Annotated in this window: 16 protein-coding genes; all 16 read right to left on the reverse strand. The window is 43.4% G+C overall.

Annotation, left to right across the window (positions count from 1 at the left end; all coding sequences use genetic code 11):
• Positions 1-43 precede the first annotated feature (43 nt).
• Entirely contained in the window at positions 44-478 is a 435-nt protein-coding gene (locus JW881_06690) for a hypothetical protein (GenBank protein MBN1697181.1), read from the reverse strand.
• Positions 479-494: 16 nt separating this feature from the next.
• Positions 495-2,372: a translational GTPase TypA gene (typA, locus tag JW881_06695; protein MBN1697182.1), complete on the reverse strand. Its 1,878-nt coding sequence runs from the start codon at positions 2,370-2,372 to the stop codon at positions 495-497.
• A gap of 285 nt (positions 2,373-2,657) precedes the next feature.
• Positions 2,658-3,575 carry a paraslipin gene (locus JW881_06700; GenBank protein ID MBN1697183.1) on the reverse strand — a complete coding sequence of 306 codons (918 nt, stop codon included), beginning with the start codon at positions 3,573-3,575 and terminating at the stop codon, positions 2,658-2,660.
• A gap of 11 nt (positions 3,576-3,586) precedes the next feature.
• On the reverse strand, positions 3,587-4,549 hold the full coding sequence (locus JW881_06705) for a paraslipin (GenBank protein ID MBN1697184.1): 963 nt from the start codon (positions 4,547-4,549) through the stop codon (positions 3,587-3,589).
• A 2-nt stretch (positions 4,550-4,551) separates the two neighbouring features.
• Positions 4,552-5,034 (reverse strand): NfeD family protein, encoded by a 483-nt coding sequence (locus tag JW881_06710; protein ID MBN1697185.1) that lies wholly within the window; start codon positions 5,032-5,034, stop codon positions 4,552-4,554.
• Between the two features lie 84 nt (positions 5,035-5,118).
• Positions 5,119-6,099, reverse strand: coding sequence for a UDP-glucose 4-epimerase GalE (gene galE, locus JW881_06715; protein MBN1697186.1), 981 nt, complete (start codon positions 6,097-6,099; stop codon positions 5,119-5,121).
• 21 nt (positions 6,100-6,120) lie between these two features.
• Positions 6,121-7,287, reverse strand: a complete 1,167-nt coding sequence (locus tag JW881_06720; GenBank protein ID MBN1697187.1) for an SGNH/GDSL hydrolase family protein — start codon at positions 7,285-7,287, stop codon at positions 6,121-6,123.
• Between the two features lie 140 nt (positions 7,288-7,427).
• Positions 7,428-8,093, reverse strand: a complete 666-nt coding sequence (locus JW881_06725) for a protein jag (GenBank protein MBN1697188.1) — start codon at positions 8,091-8,093, stop codon at positions 7,428-7,430.
• A 127-nt stretch (positions 8,094-8,220) separates the two neighbouring features.
• Positions 8,221-10,032, reverse strand: a complete 1,812-nt coding sequence (gene yidC, locus JW881_06730; protein ID MBN1697189.1) for a membrane protein insertase YidC — start codon at positions 10,030-10,032, stop codon at positions 8,221-8,223.
• Between the two features lie 24 nt (positions 10,033-10,056).
• Positions 10,057-10,266: a membrane protein insertion efficiency factor YidD gene (yidD, locus tag JW881_06735; protein MBN1697190.1), complete on the reverse strand. Its 210-nt coding sequence runs from the start codon at positions 10,264-10,266 to the stop codon at positions 10,057-10,059.
• A gap of 16 nt (positions 10,267-10,282) precedes the next feature.
• Entirely contained in the window at positions 10,283-10,633 is a 351-nt protein-coding gene (locus JW881_06740; GenBank protein MBN1697191.1) for a ribonuclease P protein component, read from the reverse strand.
• Entirely contained in the window at positions 10,605-10,760 is a 156-nt protein-coding gene (gene rpmH, locus JW881_06745; GenBank protein MBN1697192.1) for a 50S ribosomal protein L34, read from the reverse strand. The genes JW881_06740 and rpmH overlap by 29 nt, the downstream gene beginning before the upstream one ends.
• Before the next feature lie 207 nt (positions 10,761-10,967).
• Entirely contained in the window at positions 10,968-11,468 is a 501-nt protein-coding gene (locus tag JW881_06750; GenBank protein MBN1697193.1) for a DUF721 domain-containing protein, read from the reverse strand.
• On the reverse strand, positions 11,444-12,544 hold the full coding sequence (locus tag JW881_06755) for a DNA replication/repair protein RecF (protein ID MBN1697194.1): 1,101 nt from the start codon (positions 12,542-12,544) through the stop codon (positions 11,444-11,446). Before JW881_06755 ends, JW881_06750 begins: the two co-directional genes overlap by 25 nt.
• Positions 12,544-13,653, reverse strand: a complete 1,110-nt coding sequence (gene dnaN, locus JW881_06760; GenBank protein ID MBN1697195.1) for a DNA polymerase III subunit beta — start codon at positions 13,651-13,653, stop codon at positions 12,544-12,546. Before dnaN ends, JW881_06755 begins: the two co-directional genes overlap by 1 nt.
• 200 nt (positions 13,654-13,853) lie before the next feature.
• Positions 13,854-15,227 (reverse strand): chromosomal replication initiator protein DnaA, encoded by a 1,374-nt coding sequence (gene dnaA, locus JW881_06765; GenBank protein MBN1697196.1) that lies wholly within the window; start codon positions 15,225-15,227, stop codon positions 13,854-13,856.
• Between the last annotated feature and the right edge of the window lie 99 nt (positions 15,228-15,326).

The raw sequence follows: 15,326 nt of genomic DNA on the forward strand, positions 1-15,326 counted from the left end.
CAGCTAAGAAATCTCCTTCCTCATCGTATCGATCCGAAGCTGATTACCGAAGAAAAATCCTGACGGGTTGAAATTGACGGTTACGAAAAAGCGCAAGGAATACCCAGAAAAGCGCTGAAAAGAATTCGAACAGGGATATGCGCGCGATCCCGTTCGCTTTCACGCATTCGACAATCATCTTCAGGTACCTTTCCTCACCGATGGTTCTCATCATCCAGATCTTTCGTATATTCCGGGAACTCGAAATAAGGGACACGGCGAGTATCACGATTCCCGGCTCGACGCTGAAAAGCGGTATTACCGCGAGCAGCAGGGTCAAAATACCGGACGGCCACCTGAATTTTCTGACGACCGGGTTTGTTTCGAGCAGCAGCCGCGGTGAGACGATATAAGTGCAGAGAATGTCGATGATTCTTGTCACTATAATTGCCGCGATCAGTACCGCCCTGAGGTTATCTGTTATAAATGCGACGATCATTATCATTTCTCCTTTTTTACACGGCCTTTTTTATCGTCTCCCGTTCCCGTCTGCCGGCCTCTTCCGCATCCTCCGCCGCACGCCGTGTCCCGTTCCTGGCGGCTTTTCGTTCGGATTCCCTGAGGATGATCTTTCGCAGCCTTATCGCCTCGGGCGTCACTTCCACGAGCTCGTCGTCATTGATATAGGCAATGCTGTCCTCGAGACTCATCGCGACCGGAGGAGTAAGGACGATATTTTCATCGCTTCCCGCGGCGCGTATATTGGTGAGTTTCTTGCCGCGTCCCGGGTTCACCACCAGATCGTTCTCGCGGGAATGCTCGCCGATAATCTGCCCCTCATAAAGGTTGACTTGTGGCCCAAGGAAAAGCCGTCTCCGTTCCTGGAGGTTGAAAAGTGCATAGGAGGAAGAGGTACACTCCTCCATACATATCAATACGCCGTTTTTCCTGTTCCTGATCTCACCGGCATATCTATCATACCCGCAAAACATGTAATTCATCGTTCCGGTCCCCCTTGATTCGGTGAGAAACTCGGTACGGAAGCCCAAAAGCCCGCGCGTCGGAATTTTATATATCAGCCGTACCATGCCGTCGGTATGCTGCATATCGAAAAGCCGGCCTTTTCTTACACCAAGCCTGCCGATAATACCGCCATGGTATTGTTCATCGACATCGATATAGAGTTCTTCATAAGGTTCGAGGAGTTCTCCCTTTTCCTTTTTATAGATCACCTCAGGCCGGGTGACCTGAAACTCGTACCCTTCACGCCGCATTTTTTCAATGAGAATCGAAATGTGAAGCTCTCCCCGTCCCGATACCTTGTAGCCGATACCCTCTATCATCGGTTCCACCCGAAGGGCCACATCGTTCAGTGTTTCCCGGTAAAGCCGTTCCCTGACATGCCGGCCGGTAACGTATTTACCGCTTCGTCCTGCAAAGGGGGAATCGTTCGGGATAAAATTCACGGACATGGTGGGCGGATCGAGTTCGACAAAGGGGAGGGGAAGCGGCTTGTCCGGATCGGTAATGGTCTCACCGATCGTTACCGCTTCCAGTCCCGAGAGGGCCACGATATCACCGGCAGCCGCGCGTTCGATTTCTTTCATTTTCGCCCCCTCGAAACTATATATCTTCGTGATACGGGCATTGAGTGAGACCGACTCCCCGCGGCAGCTTGCCACTTCACGGTTAACGGAAAGACTCCCCGACGAAATCCTGCCGATAGCGAGTCTTCCAAGAAACGACGAATAGGAAAGCGAACTCACGAGCATCTGTAACGGGGCATCGGGATCTCCCGGCGGTTCCGGGATATAACGGAGTATCGCTTCGAAAAGGGGGACAATGGTACCGTTTTTTTCCTCAGGCCCCTCTCCCGCATACCCGTCACGTGCCGAAGCATAGATAAACGGAAAATCGAGACTATTTCCGGATGGATCGAGTTTCAGTAACAGTTCGAGTACCTGATCGCAGACCCAGGCCGGCCGGGATGCGGGTTTGTCGATTTTGTTGATGACGACAATGACGGAAAGATGTAACGCCAATGCCTTTCGCAGGACATAATACGTCTGCGGCATGGGTCCTTCAGCCGCGTCGACAAGGAGCAACACCCCGTCAACCATCCTGAGGACACGCTCCACCTGTCCGCCGAAATCGGCATGGCCGGGCGTATCGACGATATTTATACGAACGTCTTTATAGGTAAACGACCCGTTTTTACTCGATATCGTAATCCCGCGTTCGCGCTCCAAATCCATTGAGTCCATCATCCGTTCCGCGACGGCCTGATTATCGCGAAACATCCCGCTTTGGCGGAACATCTGATCGACAAGGGTGGTCTTTCCATGATCGACATGGGCAATAATTGCGATATTTCTGATGTTTTTATCATGCATACTGTCACTCTCTCCTTGATTCCTCCGGAAACAATGTGCCGTCGATGCTTCAAAAAAACCGGGATACCGCCGGTTTACAAGCCGTACATCACCCTTTGCATCGATGAGGAATCATGCTTTTTCCTTCTTTGACTTTCAGGAAGGGAAAATGAGAATCTACAGAAAAAAAAGATGAAAGTCAAGGGGGATTGATGTGGCACTTTTCAATTTATTCCAGAGGTTGAAGAAGCATCATTATTTCAACGTCAATTATCAGGACTTCGATATTGTAGAAACGAAAACCCGCTAATCCTTCTGGAGTAGGTTCCTGAAACTGTCGATAAAGGCCCCCATATTCCCGAGGTCGAGGGGAAGAATGATCTGCGTCTTCTCTTTTGCGAGTTTCCGAAGCTGTCCGATATACTCTTCCGCGATCCGCAGCGCGACCGCCTCGTCGCCCCCCTTTTCACGAATGGCTTCGGCGATACTGGTAATGCCGATCGCGGTGGCGTGGGCCAGGGCCTCGATTTCGTTCGCCTTGCCTTCGGCCTCGTTGATAAGCCTCTGTTTTTCTCCTTCACTCTTCTGGATCGCCTCTTCCATAACACCGAGTGAATAGTTGATCCGCGACTGCATTTCACCCTCGCTCGTTGCTATCACCGCCCTCCTCACGCGCTCGGCTTCCATCTGGACTTCCATGACCGTAAGGATATCCCGCGGCACGGTGATGTTTTTGATCTCATACCGCGTCACCTTCACACCCCAGGGATCGGATGCCTCGTCGACCGCCTTGACAACATGCGCGTTGATCTGATCCCTTTCTTCAAAAGTCTTGTCCATATCCATTCTGCCGATCACGCTTCTCATCGTTGTCTGGGCCATAAGCCGTGTTGCGTAAAGAAACTTGTTTATTCCATAGCTTGCTTTCTTCGGATCAACGACCTTGAGATAGAGAATCCCGTCGACCTCGACCCGGATATTGTCTTTGGTAATACAGGGCTGGATCGGAACATCGATCGCCCGTTCCTTGAGGCTGTGTTTGTAGCGGACCCGGTCGATGAGCGGAACAAGAAAGTGAAATCCCGCACCGATCGTTTTCACGTACTTGCCGAGCCGTTCCACGACCATCGCCGTTTGTGCCGGAACAATTCTGATACTCCTCGCAAGAATTGAAAAAGCACCGAGGCCAAGACCGATTCCCACCGCTATCCAGATATATTGCATGATTTCTCCTATCATACGATTTTCTCCTTTCCCGGTCTTTCTTTCACGATTTCTTTCAGCACATCGCTTTCTTTTCCCGTGCCGGCGACAAGCGACCGGAGCATCCCCTTGAGATTGGCGATATCCGACGGCAACACCGACGTATCGGCCCGGGACAGAATCGTTCCGAACTCGGCGATAAACTGCTCCGCGATGCGAAGCGAGACCGCCGATTTACCGCGGGGCTGCTGTATTGCGGCGGCAATCTGTTTGATCCCCTTCGCCGTTGCCATCGCGATCAACTCGATCGCCTTCGAGCGTCCCTCAGCCTCACTCATTTTCCGCTGCCGTTCCCCCTTACTCATGTTTACCGCTTCTTCTTTCTCACCGATCGACTTGTTGATCCGGGCGACCTTTTCACCCTCACTCTTGAGGATTTCGGCACGTTTTTCACGTTCCGCCCGCACCTGTTTTTCCATGGCGTCCTGAACCGTCTTTGACGGGGTGATGTCCCTTATTTCATACCGTGTTACCTTGATCCCCCACGGATCGGAAGCCTCATCGACCGCCCGTACAATCGAAGCGTTCAGCTTGTCCCTTTCGGAAAAACTCTTGTCAAGATCGATCTTGCCCATCTCGCTTCTCATCGTCGTCTGCGCAAGTTGCGCGGTCGCGAACCGGTAATTTTCGATGCCGTAACTCGCCTTTGAAGGATCGACCACGCGCAGATAAAGGATACCGTCGACTTCCACCTGAACGTTATCCTTGGTTATACAGGTCTGCGGCGGAACGTCGATAACCTCTTCTTTCAGAATATGCCGGTAGGCTGCCCGTTGAATAACGGGAACGATGAGGTGAAATCCCGCATAAATCGTTTTCTGGTATTTCCCGAATCGCTCGATGATATAGGCTTCCTGTTCCGGGATAATTTTTATCATCTTGAATAAAAGAATCACGGCCAGCACACCGAGGATAATCCCCACTATTCCTCCCATTGTTACTCCTCCTTATATGGTAATTTTTCCGGTTCCCCGTTTCCGCCCACTCTGGTCACAATCAGGGTGAGATTGTCTTTTTTGAGTATTTCAACCGTGTCACCGACCCTGATATTTTCATCATAGGCGATCGCTTTCCAGGAAGTTCCCTCGAAAGAAACCCTCCCGGCCTTGTTGTTTTCAATCGGTTCAATAACCGTCGCCTGTTTACAGACAAACTCATCCTCTCCCGTATCCCGCTGTTCCTTGCCGCGGAAAATCTTGCTGAAAAATTTTCTGAAAAAACCGAGGGTGAGTCCGGAGGAAACAAGCCATATGATAAATTGAAGTAATAAATTCTCTTTAAGTCCCGGTATCAGCCAGGTAAGGAGGGAAACAAGAAGGGCGCCGGCGCCGAAGAAAAAAATCACAAATCCCGGAATAAACATTTCCGCACCAAGAAGGAGGAGACCGGCGATAAGCCAGACAAGAGGTATAAAATCCATATAATTATTCCTCCTTTATTAAGATCTTACGAATGGTAATATATGGACTTTTTCATGTCAATATTTGAGGGCGGTCATTTCTTGTTATTTTTTCTCAAATACCGATTGATAGACGTTCCAGGTGCTTTCGATGAGTGTTTTGATGTCACTCAAGGACGTTTTCCATCCAAGAAGACTCCCCGCATAATCGGAAGAAGCGAAAAGAACTGCAGGATCGCCGGGCCTTCTGCCTGTTATCTTTGAAGGAATATTTTTACCGGTTACCTTCTCGGCCGTCTCGTACATTTCCATTACCGATATCCCCATACCGCTTCCCAGATTCACGATCAGACTTTCATCGTTTCCTGCGATGTAATCAATCGCCTTTACATGGGCGTCCGCGAGATCTGTCACGTGAATATAATCGCGGATACATGTTCCGTCCGGCGTGTCGTAATCATCACCAAAAATCTCGAGAATATTGCGTTTCCCGACCGCCACTTCCATAATTATAGGTAATAAATTTGCGGGATTTTTTTCGAGTCCGTGAATTCGGCCCTTCGGATCGTACCCGGCCGCGTTAAAATATCGAAGCGACGCATACCTTATCGTCTTGAGCCGGTCATACCACGAAAGTAATCCCTCGATCACCAATTTTGTAAAACCGTAAAAATTTCCGGGTTCAGTCGCGTGTTTTTCATCGATCGGGAGGTATTGCGGTTCACCGTACACCGCAGCGGATGAAGAAAAAACGACAGTTCGAATTCCATTTGCATATGCTGTGTTTAGGATATTGACCGTTCCGTTAATATTGTTTGTCGCATATTTCCCGGGCACGATCATCGATTCACCCGCGGCCTTGAAAGCCGCAAGATGGATGATCCCGTCAAAGCCGCGGGCCATCACATCGTTGAGGGTATCGGTATCGAGAATATCGGCTTCGACAAAAACGCATTCCCTGAACAGATTTTCCCTGCACCCGCTTGAAAGATTGTCATAAACGGTGATTTCGTGGCCTTTTTCAAGACAGGCGAGAACCACATGACTTCCGATATATCCGGCCCCGCCCGTCACGAGTAGTTTCATTGTCCCTTCCCCGGTCTATATTTAATTCTGGAAAAGAGAAAGATCAACCGCATCGGCCATCAAGCGATAGCCTTCCGGACTCAGATGAAGATGATCGCCGCTGTCAGCTTTCTTGAGCAACCGGGAAGGGTTCTTCGGATCCCTTACCGCCTGGTCCATGTCGATGACGGCATCGAACTTTTTGCCGGTTCGTATCCATTCGTTTACCGTTTGTCTTGCCTGTTCGCGTTCGGGGCTGTCATAAAAAGACCCCCCGAATGGCGTGATCGTCGCCCCATAGACATTAATCGAAGCTTTGTGTGCCATTGTAATGATAGATTCATACGCCTCAATCAATTGCTTTGCGACATTATCGGCGGCCGCTTTTCCGCTTACCCCGCCGATATCATTAACACCTTCCATGACAATCAGCCATTTAACACCCTGCTGATCAATGACGTCCCGCTGAACACGTGTCAAAAGAGAAGGTCCCAATCCGCCCCGTAAAACCGCGTTCCCGCCGATTCCGGCATTATAAATACCGATATCGGCAGTTTTTTCGTCCGCCTGCATCCGCCGGGCAAGCTGGTCGGGCCATCTGTTGTTTTTATTCGTTGTCGAACCTCTGCCGTCGGTAATCGAATCCCCGACAATGACAAGCGTCGCCCTTCCCGGAGGAGAAGCCGCCTCGAGTCCCGCAAGGATATACCAGTGTTCGACACGGGTCGCACCGGACATTTCCGGATCCGAAACTGCATCCCCGCTTATAATGTAGGATGTGGTACGGGAACCGGGGTGTCCCGTTATTGCCCTGTTGTTGAGTTCGAAAAAATAGATACTCACCGCGAGTTCCGAGAGCGGTTTCACATTAAAATCAAATGGATCGGAATAGATTTCTCCCCTTGGGGGGATAGTAATCGAAGATGCGCCCTGAAAGGTGAGTGCCGTGTCGCTTTGGGAATCGATCGAGCTTCCGCCTTTCGATACCGCGACGTGAACGGCCTCAATGACAACGGGATCGATACTGAACAGATTCGAAAATTTGAAACGCAAGCGCGATCCGCCGGTCGACACATGGATGACCTGACGAAGGGTACTGTATTTCAGTCCGGGCGGCGGCGGCAGATTATTCGGTTCCGTCAACTGCTGTGCAGCCCCCCACGTCACTATCCAGTCGCTTTGTTTTCCCTGCAACGAATTACTTCCCATACTGACACATCCAACCAATAATGAGGCTAAACACACTGTAAAAATCACGAATAAAATAAGGTTTTTCATTTTCATTGTTTTTACTCCTCATATTTTTAAATCGAAAGTCTTCATGTTAAGCTTTAAAAAAAAATTTTCGATTACCTGTTTCCTTTGTATCGGATACGTATTTTTTTATACATACCGTCACCTTCACTTACCGTCTCGACATCGTCGAGTTTACCCAGCGTCGTATGAACGAGTCTTCGTTCAAAAGGATTCATAGCATCAAGAAGCATCGATGAATGTGTTCTTCGCACTTGATGAGCTATTTTCTGGGCATATGAAATGAGGCTTCTTTCCCGACGTGCCCTGTAATCTTCAGTATCAACAATGACCTTCAGCGCCTTTGTCTTTCCTATTTTCCCCGCATATACATTGACCAGCAATTGAAGTGAATCGAGCGTTTTACCTTTTTTACCAATCAGTATCCCCGAAAACTTGCTTCTGATATCGAGCAACAGGCGGCCTCTATCCCTGGAAAGAATATGAACGTCTCCATTCATATTCATTTTTTGCAATAATGTCGATAAAAACCCGACAATATCGGAAACATACTCTCCATCATCATCGGTATCATGTTTTTTGATTTCATCATGTTCATCATCACAATGAACCCTTATCTTGACTTTCGACTTTCCAAAGATAAATGAGGCCTTTACCTCTTCAACTTCCTCGATATTTATCTGATCGGGTGTGATTCCCAATTGCGAACATGCCAGTTGTATTGCTTCCTCTTCTGTTTTTCCTTCAAATTCCCTTATCATATTTCCACAACTCCTCAATATAATTATATCGCTTATCCCTTATTAACATACCTTCCTATAATATCACAATACATGTATAATAACCGGAAATGCATATCTTTTTTAATAAGTGTAAGCGCTTTTTATGCTACTTCTTCTTTTTGATAATATTCTTTTTTACCAGTTCCTCCTTGAGTGATGTAATAAGTCCCTTTCCGCCTTTCTTCTTTTGAACATAGTTGATATACATCTGTTGAAATATTGAAAGGATATTCTGTACCGTCCAGTAAAGAACAAGTCCCGAAGACTGTTCATACAAAAAGAAAAAGAAAATGACGGGCATCGCATACATGAAAATCTTCATCTGGTTTGTCGTCGATGTCGGTGTCTGTGATACTTTTTGTTGAAATAAAAAGGTTCCAACCATGATCAAAGGAAGCGCCCTCACGTCCGCCCAGCCGAGAAACGGTATCGTGAACGGTAATCTGAAAATACTTTCAGGTGAAGAAAGGTCCGTGATCCATCCGGGAATGAAAACGGCCCCGCGGAGATCGAAATAATTCCCCAATAATCCATATAACGCAAAAAAAATCGGTAACTGTATCAACATGGGAAGACATCCCATAAGGGGATTGATTCCTTCTTTTTTGTAGAGTGTGGCCATTTCAGCGTTCAATTTCTGCGGATTATCTTTGTATTTCGTCTTGAGTTCCTCGATTTTCGGATTCAAGGCCTGCATTTTCGTCGTCGATTTAAATCCCTTCTGTGTGAGGGGAAAGAAAAGAATCTTTATGATGATTGTCATCAAAATGATCGCTACACCCCAGTTTTGCACAAGACCGTGGAGAAAAGTGAGAAGGAGTTTGAGTAATTCGGACAGCCAGTCGAGAAATATGTTTTCAGATATTACCTTGTCGAATCCGTAATCGGTATGGGTTTTCAGGATATCCTTTATATTTGGACCGATGTAAAACTTGTAAGTATCGTCAATTCTCGGAAGCCGTTCATAGCTCCTGTTGAAAAAAATCTCGGAATGATCGATAAGCCCTTCCATCGGAGTAATATCGAATCCAATCTGCTCCTTTTCGAATTTGTCCAGAGGCGGACGGGCTATAACGACAAAATACTTGCCTTCGATGGCGACCCAGTCGGGAGAATCCTTTATCAATACTTTTTTCTTGCTTTTCACCTCTCCGGTGAAATCTTTTCTTCCGCCCTTATACCCCTTGAAATAGATATACCGTCTTTTATCAATCTTTTCATCGATCGGCTTATCGAGAGGAGGTCCTATCTGGGGACCGAACGAAAATGTGTAAAGAAGTTCTTTCGGTTCTCTCTTATCGTCTTTATTATCGGAAAAAAGCATCTGCTTGAATTTAAGAGGAATATTTCCGCCGTCTTTTTCGATAATCGAAACCCGGTACTCGAGTAAATAATCTTCACTAAACGAAAACGATTTTATCAGTGTGATAATACTTTCATTTTCGCCTTCTTCCGTTTTTTCAATAATCCTGTAATCGCGGGAAAACTCGGATACGTTTTCTTCTCTGCTGTGTTTGAAATGAAAAAGATCGCTTTTTGTCGAATAATCTCCAAACCGCATTTCAAAAGGATACTCGTTTGTCTCACCCGATACGATCATTTCGATGGGTGAACCGTCGGTGTCTTTATATTTTTTAAGCTGTATCGAAGTGACAAGCCCTCCTCGTGTGCGAAAAGTGACATCGACCTCATTTGTCGAGACTGTTTTTTTCTCTTCAAAAAGCTTTTCATCTTCAACGGGAACGATTGTTATGCCCGTCGATTTTTCTTTGCTTATATCCTCACCAACCGTTTCCTCTCTTTTCTCTTCTCCTGTCACGGGAGGGGGGGTAGGTTGAAAAAAGGTATAATTTATCACCATAAAAACAGTGAAAATACCCACGGAGATAATAATCGCCAATATCGTATTTCTATCCATTACATTACTCCATCCTTATCTTTATTACGGCACCGGATCATAACCACCTGGATGAAAGGGATGGCATTTGAAAATTCGTTTAATAAACAAAAACATTCCCTTTATCGAACCATACCGCGAAATTGCCTGTTTGGCATATTCGGAACATGAAGGGTAAAATCTGCACTGAGAAGGAAAATAAGGAGAAATTCCATACTGATATAGAGTAATAAGAAAAACAAGAATGCGCTTCATAGAAAAATCCTCTCTATCACAGTATCAGACTGGCATCGAAAAAAAGCTGTCGTACAATCTCATATACATCTTTGTAACAAAATCGTCCCGGAGGTATAATAATACCGATATCATATCCTTTCATAAGTGCAGCGTCAAAATATCTGTATATTTCTTTAACCCGTCTTCTTTGCTTGTTCCGATCGACCGCTCGTGTGAATCCCTTTTTTGCAATCACAACAATTCTGTTACAATCCAGACCATTTTCTTTGTAAATAAGTGCAAATCCATTCCATGTAATTTTTCTCGATTTTCTAAATAGCCCTTTTATTTCTCTGCTTTTGCAAAGACGAATTATTCTAGTACGGTTTTTTTTCCTCCGAGACACTGAGCTTTTTTCTGCCCTTTCTTCGTCTTCTCTTGAGTATAAGTCTTCCGCTTTTTGTCTGCATTTTTGCCCGGAAACCCAGTCTTCTTTTTCTTTTCACCCTGCTGGGTTGAAATGTCCGTTTCATATGCTATCTCCTTCAATGCATGAAACCATTCTGTAAAAGGATCAATGAGTATATATGCTATTTTACAAAAGAACGGTTATTTCATGCTTAGTTCTTTTCACTTCATCAGTATTATAATAACTATCTATATTATAAATAGATGATTTAGTCAAAAATAACTCACAAAGAGTACGGATATCATAAATCCTGCTATAGATTATTCAAATATCACCCTTTTGTCAACTCCTCATCACCCCTTTTTTCAATACTCATAGATAGCTTTTCGAGTACAGAACGAAGCCTTTGATCACCGATTTTTTCAAGCAACACCTTATTATCTTCAATTTGGGACGGGGATGTAATCGTATCGGGTTCAACGGACATTTTTGTATTTACGCCGGAAACGCTTTCTGTTTTTGGCTTATAAAGAGAATTTCCGGTTACCCGTATTTTAATAGAATAAATGTTTAGCTCTGGATAGTACTTTCTTATTTTTTTGAGAATACTATTTTCTTTCAATCTCAGCAGTTGAAGCCATCCGGGATGATCGACTTCGAGAAGGAGTGAGTGATGTACAATATCGACAATAACGGTATGACCATAAAGTTTTTCACCGATAATCTTTTCCCACTCTGAAAAAAAACGGCTGTACCGTTTCCCCTCTTCTTTTTTTTCTTTTGAGAGTATTCCGCCGAGATATTTTTTTAATATGTCGCCTGCCCGTTCCATTGACTTATCGCTCCATCATGAATAAAATACTTGATTATATTCGTCCCGCTCCTTTTAATAAAGCTTTCATCGGGTAAAAACGTAAAGAAAATCTGTTCAAAATCCCTCAGATTATCATAAAACCTCGATCTTTTCTGTAAATCAAGCTCGAGAAGCACGTCATCAATGAGAAGGACTGGTTTTTTCCCTGTTTTTTTATAACAGTACCATGATTGCGCGGTCCTGAGAATCAACGAAAGCAATCTGATCTGGCCTGTTGAAGCAACGGAAACAACATCACGGTTTCCTATTTCAAAATAAAGCTGATCTCGATGCGGTCCCGATATTGTCATACCGTACTCCGCTTCCTTTTTTCTATTCTTTCTTAATAAATCAAGTATATTCTCCTTCGTTCCCTGTTCCTTCCATGAGGGCTTGTAGACAATCGATGCCGGAACATTCATTCCCGATATCAATCCGAACAATGACGAAAATGTCCCGTTAAACTCTTCTATTACCTTTTTCCGTATCGTCTGTATCCCGAGTCCGCAGATGGCAAGCTTCTCGTCATATACAGAAACCAGATCAAACTGTTTTTTTTTGAGACAGCAGTTTCTGTTTTTGATAATTTTACTATATTCGCGAAGCTGTTCAATGAAATCCGTCTTTATAAGACTTATTGTTTGATTGATAAAAAACCGTTTTCGTTCGGGAGGTCCCTGAATAAACGTCATATCGTCATGTGCAAATATGATACATGGAATCATATGTACCATTTCTTTTCTATCGATAATCCGGCTGCCGTCCACACGGATTTCTTTGTCCTTTCGTCGAAAGAGACGAACATCCACATCTTTTTCGCATGTATCATACACAATGCGCGCTTTTAGCGAACATGCATCCGTTTCATTTTTTATCATATACTGATTTTTTTTCGTTCTGAAAGAAACGCCGAAACAAAGACAATAAAGGGCTTCAAGAAAATTAGTTTTTCCCTGACCGTTTTCACCGATAAGAAATACTTTCTCCGCCTCCGTCGGAATTTTTTCATTCTTCAGATTTCTGAAGTTATAGAATTGAACATAGATAAAGCCCATTATTTTTTTTGCATCGGCATGATAATATGAAGTATATTATTGTCAGGAATCGCCTTGATCGTAATCGTTTTTTCAGGGTCCGTATACTCAATGCTTACTTTTTCTTCTCCCATCTCTCTCAACGGTTCAAGAAGATACATATAATTCAATACAATCGTTACTTCCTTTTCATCATTACTCTCGCATGATATTTCTTCCTGTGCCATTCCAATCTCCGCTTCATCGGAACTGACAATCATTACATCCCCTTTTACATGAAGATATAATCTTCTCGACTTCTGTTCAACCATTAGAGAAACACGTTTTACGGCATTCTCAAGGTCATCCCTGCTTACCGTAACGGCATTTATCTGTTTTTCCGGAATTACCTTGTTATAATTAGGAAATTTACCATCAATAAGATTCGAACAGAACTTATAGCTGCCGAATTTTACAAAGACATTTTTATCCGTAATCGCAATATAAATATTTCCCTCTCCCGGTAGCAGTTTTTTAAGTATCGTCAATATTTTTGGCGGTATAATCGTACTTTTAATATCATTAAAATTACCATCGATATTTCGAAAAACATACGAGAGCCTTCTCCCGTCTGATGCGACCATAATTAAACGGTTATCGATTTTCTCACAATTCACACCATTCATAAAATAACGCGTCTCATCATCCGAGATCGCGAAAATCGTGTTCGCAATCATCGTAATAAAATCTTTCTGGGCAAATTCGAAATATTCATCGTGACCGATCTCGGGAATTTCAGGATATTTTTCTGCAGCAATACTTTTTAGATTGAACGTAATTTTCTTAAACACAGGTTTTATAAAAAAAATATTTTTTTCTCCGAGTTCGAATTCGACTTCCCCATCGGGAAGAGAACGAATAATTTCAAAAAATTTTTCACAATATACGGTAACACTTCCATGTTGAATAACGTCAACAGGAATGACTGTTTCAAAACTCAATTTCAAATCGGATGATTTTATGAAAAGACTGTTTTCACCCGTTTCGAGAAGAACATTTGACAATATCGATAATACGTTGCGTGATGAAATAATTTCCTGTGCAATACCAATCGATTTTAATATGATGTTTTTTTCACAGTTAAACTTCATCGTTTGTCCCTTTCAATATATATATATAAATTCAAGAAGTTGTAATAGTATGTTTGTTGATATTGTGGAAAAACGGAAGATTTTTTTGTGTTACATGTAGTTATCTATTGGATAACATGTTTCAATTATTATGATTTTTTCCACACTATCCACACTATATATTTTTTCCGGCAATGTATTAACAGATTATCCACAACTTATTAATGCTTTACCTGGTATTCCTTTATTGATCGAATAAGGTGCTTGATCGTTGTTTCGAGGGTTGGATCCGTTTTCATGCTGTTTTCCATTTTTTGGCATGCATGCATGACTGTTGTATGGTCCCTTCCTCCGAACTCAAGACCGATTTCTGTTGTCGAATATTCAGTTATTTCACGAGAAATATACATAGCAACCTGTCGGGGAAAAGTGATAGCTTTTGTTCTTTTTTTACCCTGAAGGTCGTTATATGAAAGACCAAAATAGTTTGCAGTGACCCTTTTGATTATATCGATCGTTATATTTTTATGTGAGGGATTAGAAAAAAAATCACTCAACTGTTTCTGAGCAATATCGAGCGTAATATTTTTATTTACCAGATCGGCATACGCGACAAGTTTGGTGAGGGCTTTCTCGAGATCACGGACATTCGTTGTTACATTTTTACATATAAGTTCAATGACATCATCTGGTATATCGATGGAAAGACCTTCGATCTTTTTTTTGAGAATTGCTATTCTTGTCTCGAAATTAGGAGGTTGAAGATCGACATTAAGGCCGCGTTCGAATCTGCTTCGAAGCCGGTCGGTCAATTCCTTTAGTTCGCTGACAGGACGATCACAGGTAAAGACCATTTGTTTATTCGAGTCATACAACGCGTTAAATGTATGAAAAAGTTCTTCCTGCGTTTCGGTTTTTTTCTGAAGAAAGTGAATGTCGTCGATAAGCAAAATATCGGTCGAACGGTATTTACTTTTAAAAATATGCTGTTTTTTGTCTTTTATTGAAAGAATAAAGTCATTGATGAACATTTCAGATGTCACATACAGAATATTGAGGTTTGGAAATACAGAATAGGCAGAATTACCGATCGATTGAAGAAGATGTGTTTTTCCCAGACCGACACCGCCATAAATAAGGCACGGATTGTATGCACTGCCCGGATTTTTTGCGATAGCCATTGATGCATTTGCCGCAAAGGAATTGTTGTCCCCAATGACGAAATTATCGAAGGTATAGGCTGTTTTCAACTGAGGATGATGGGGATCTTTTTGTTTCTTATAAGTTATTTTTTTCTTTTGATTGGTTTCTTTTTTGGTTTCAGTATCTGTATTGACTTTTTTTATGGTAAAGCTGATCGATATTTTGTTTCCGATGATATCTAACAGTTTTTTTTCAATTCGTTTGAGATAACGCTGGGAAATCTGATCCTTATAAAAGGAAGATGGAACTGACAGGGTAATCTGATTCTCCTGTGAACTGTCATAATCAAGGTTTTTGAACCAAAGTAGGGATTCCTGCTCGGTGATTTCTTCATTCATGAGGGTCATTACTTCGTTCCAGTAGTCTTGATAATCCCATTTTGCAGTTTCCATAGTAATATTCCTCTTTTATAAAAAAACTTTTATTTTATCCACAGGTTATCCACAAGCTTTGTTTTATTAAAACTTAAAAAAAAATAAAAAATTTATAGC

Source organism: Spirochaetales bacterium (assembly GCA_016930085.1).
Lineage (GTDB): Bacteria > Spirochaetota > Spirochaetia > SZUA-6 > JAFGRV01 > JAFGHO01.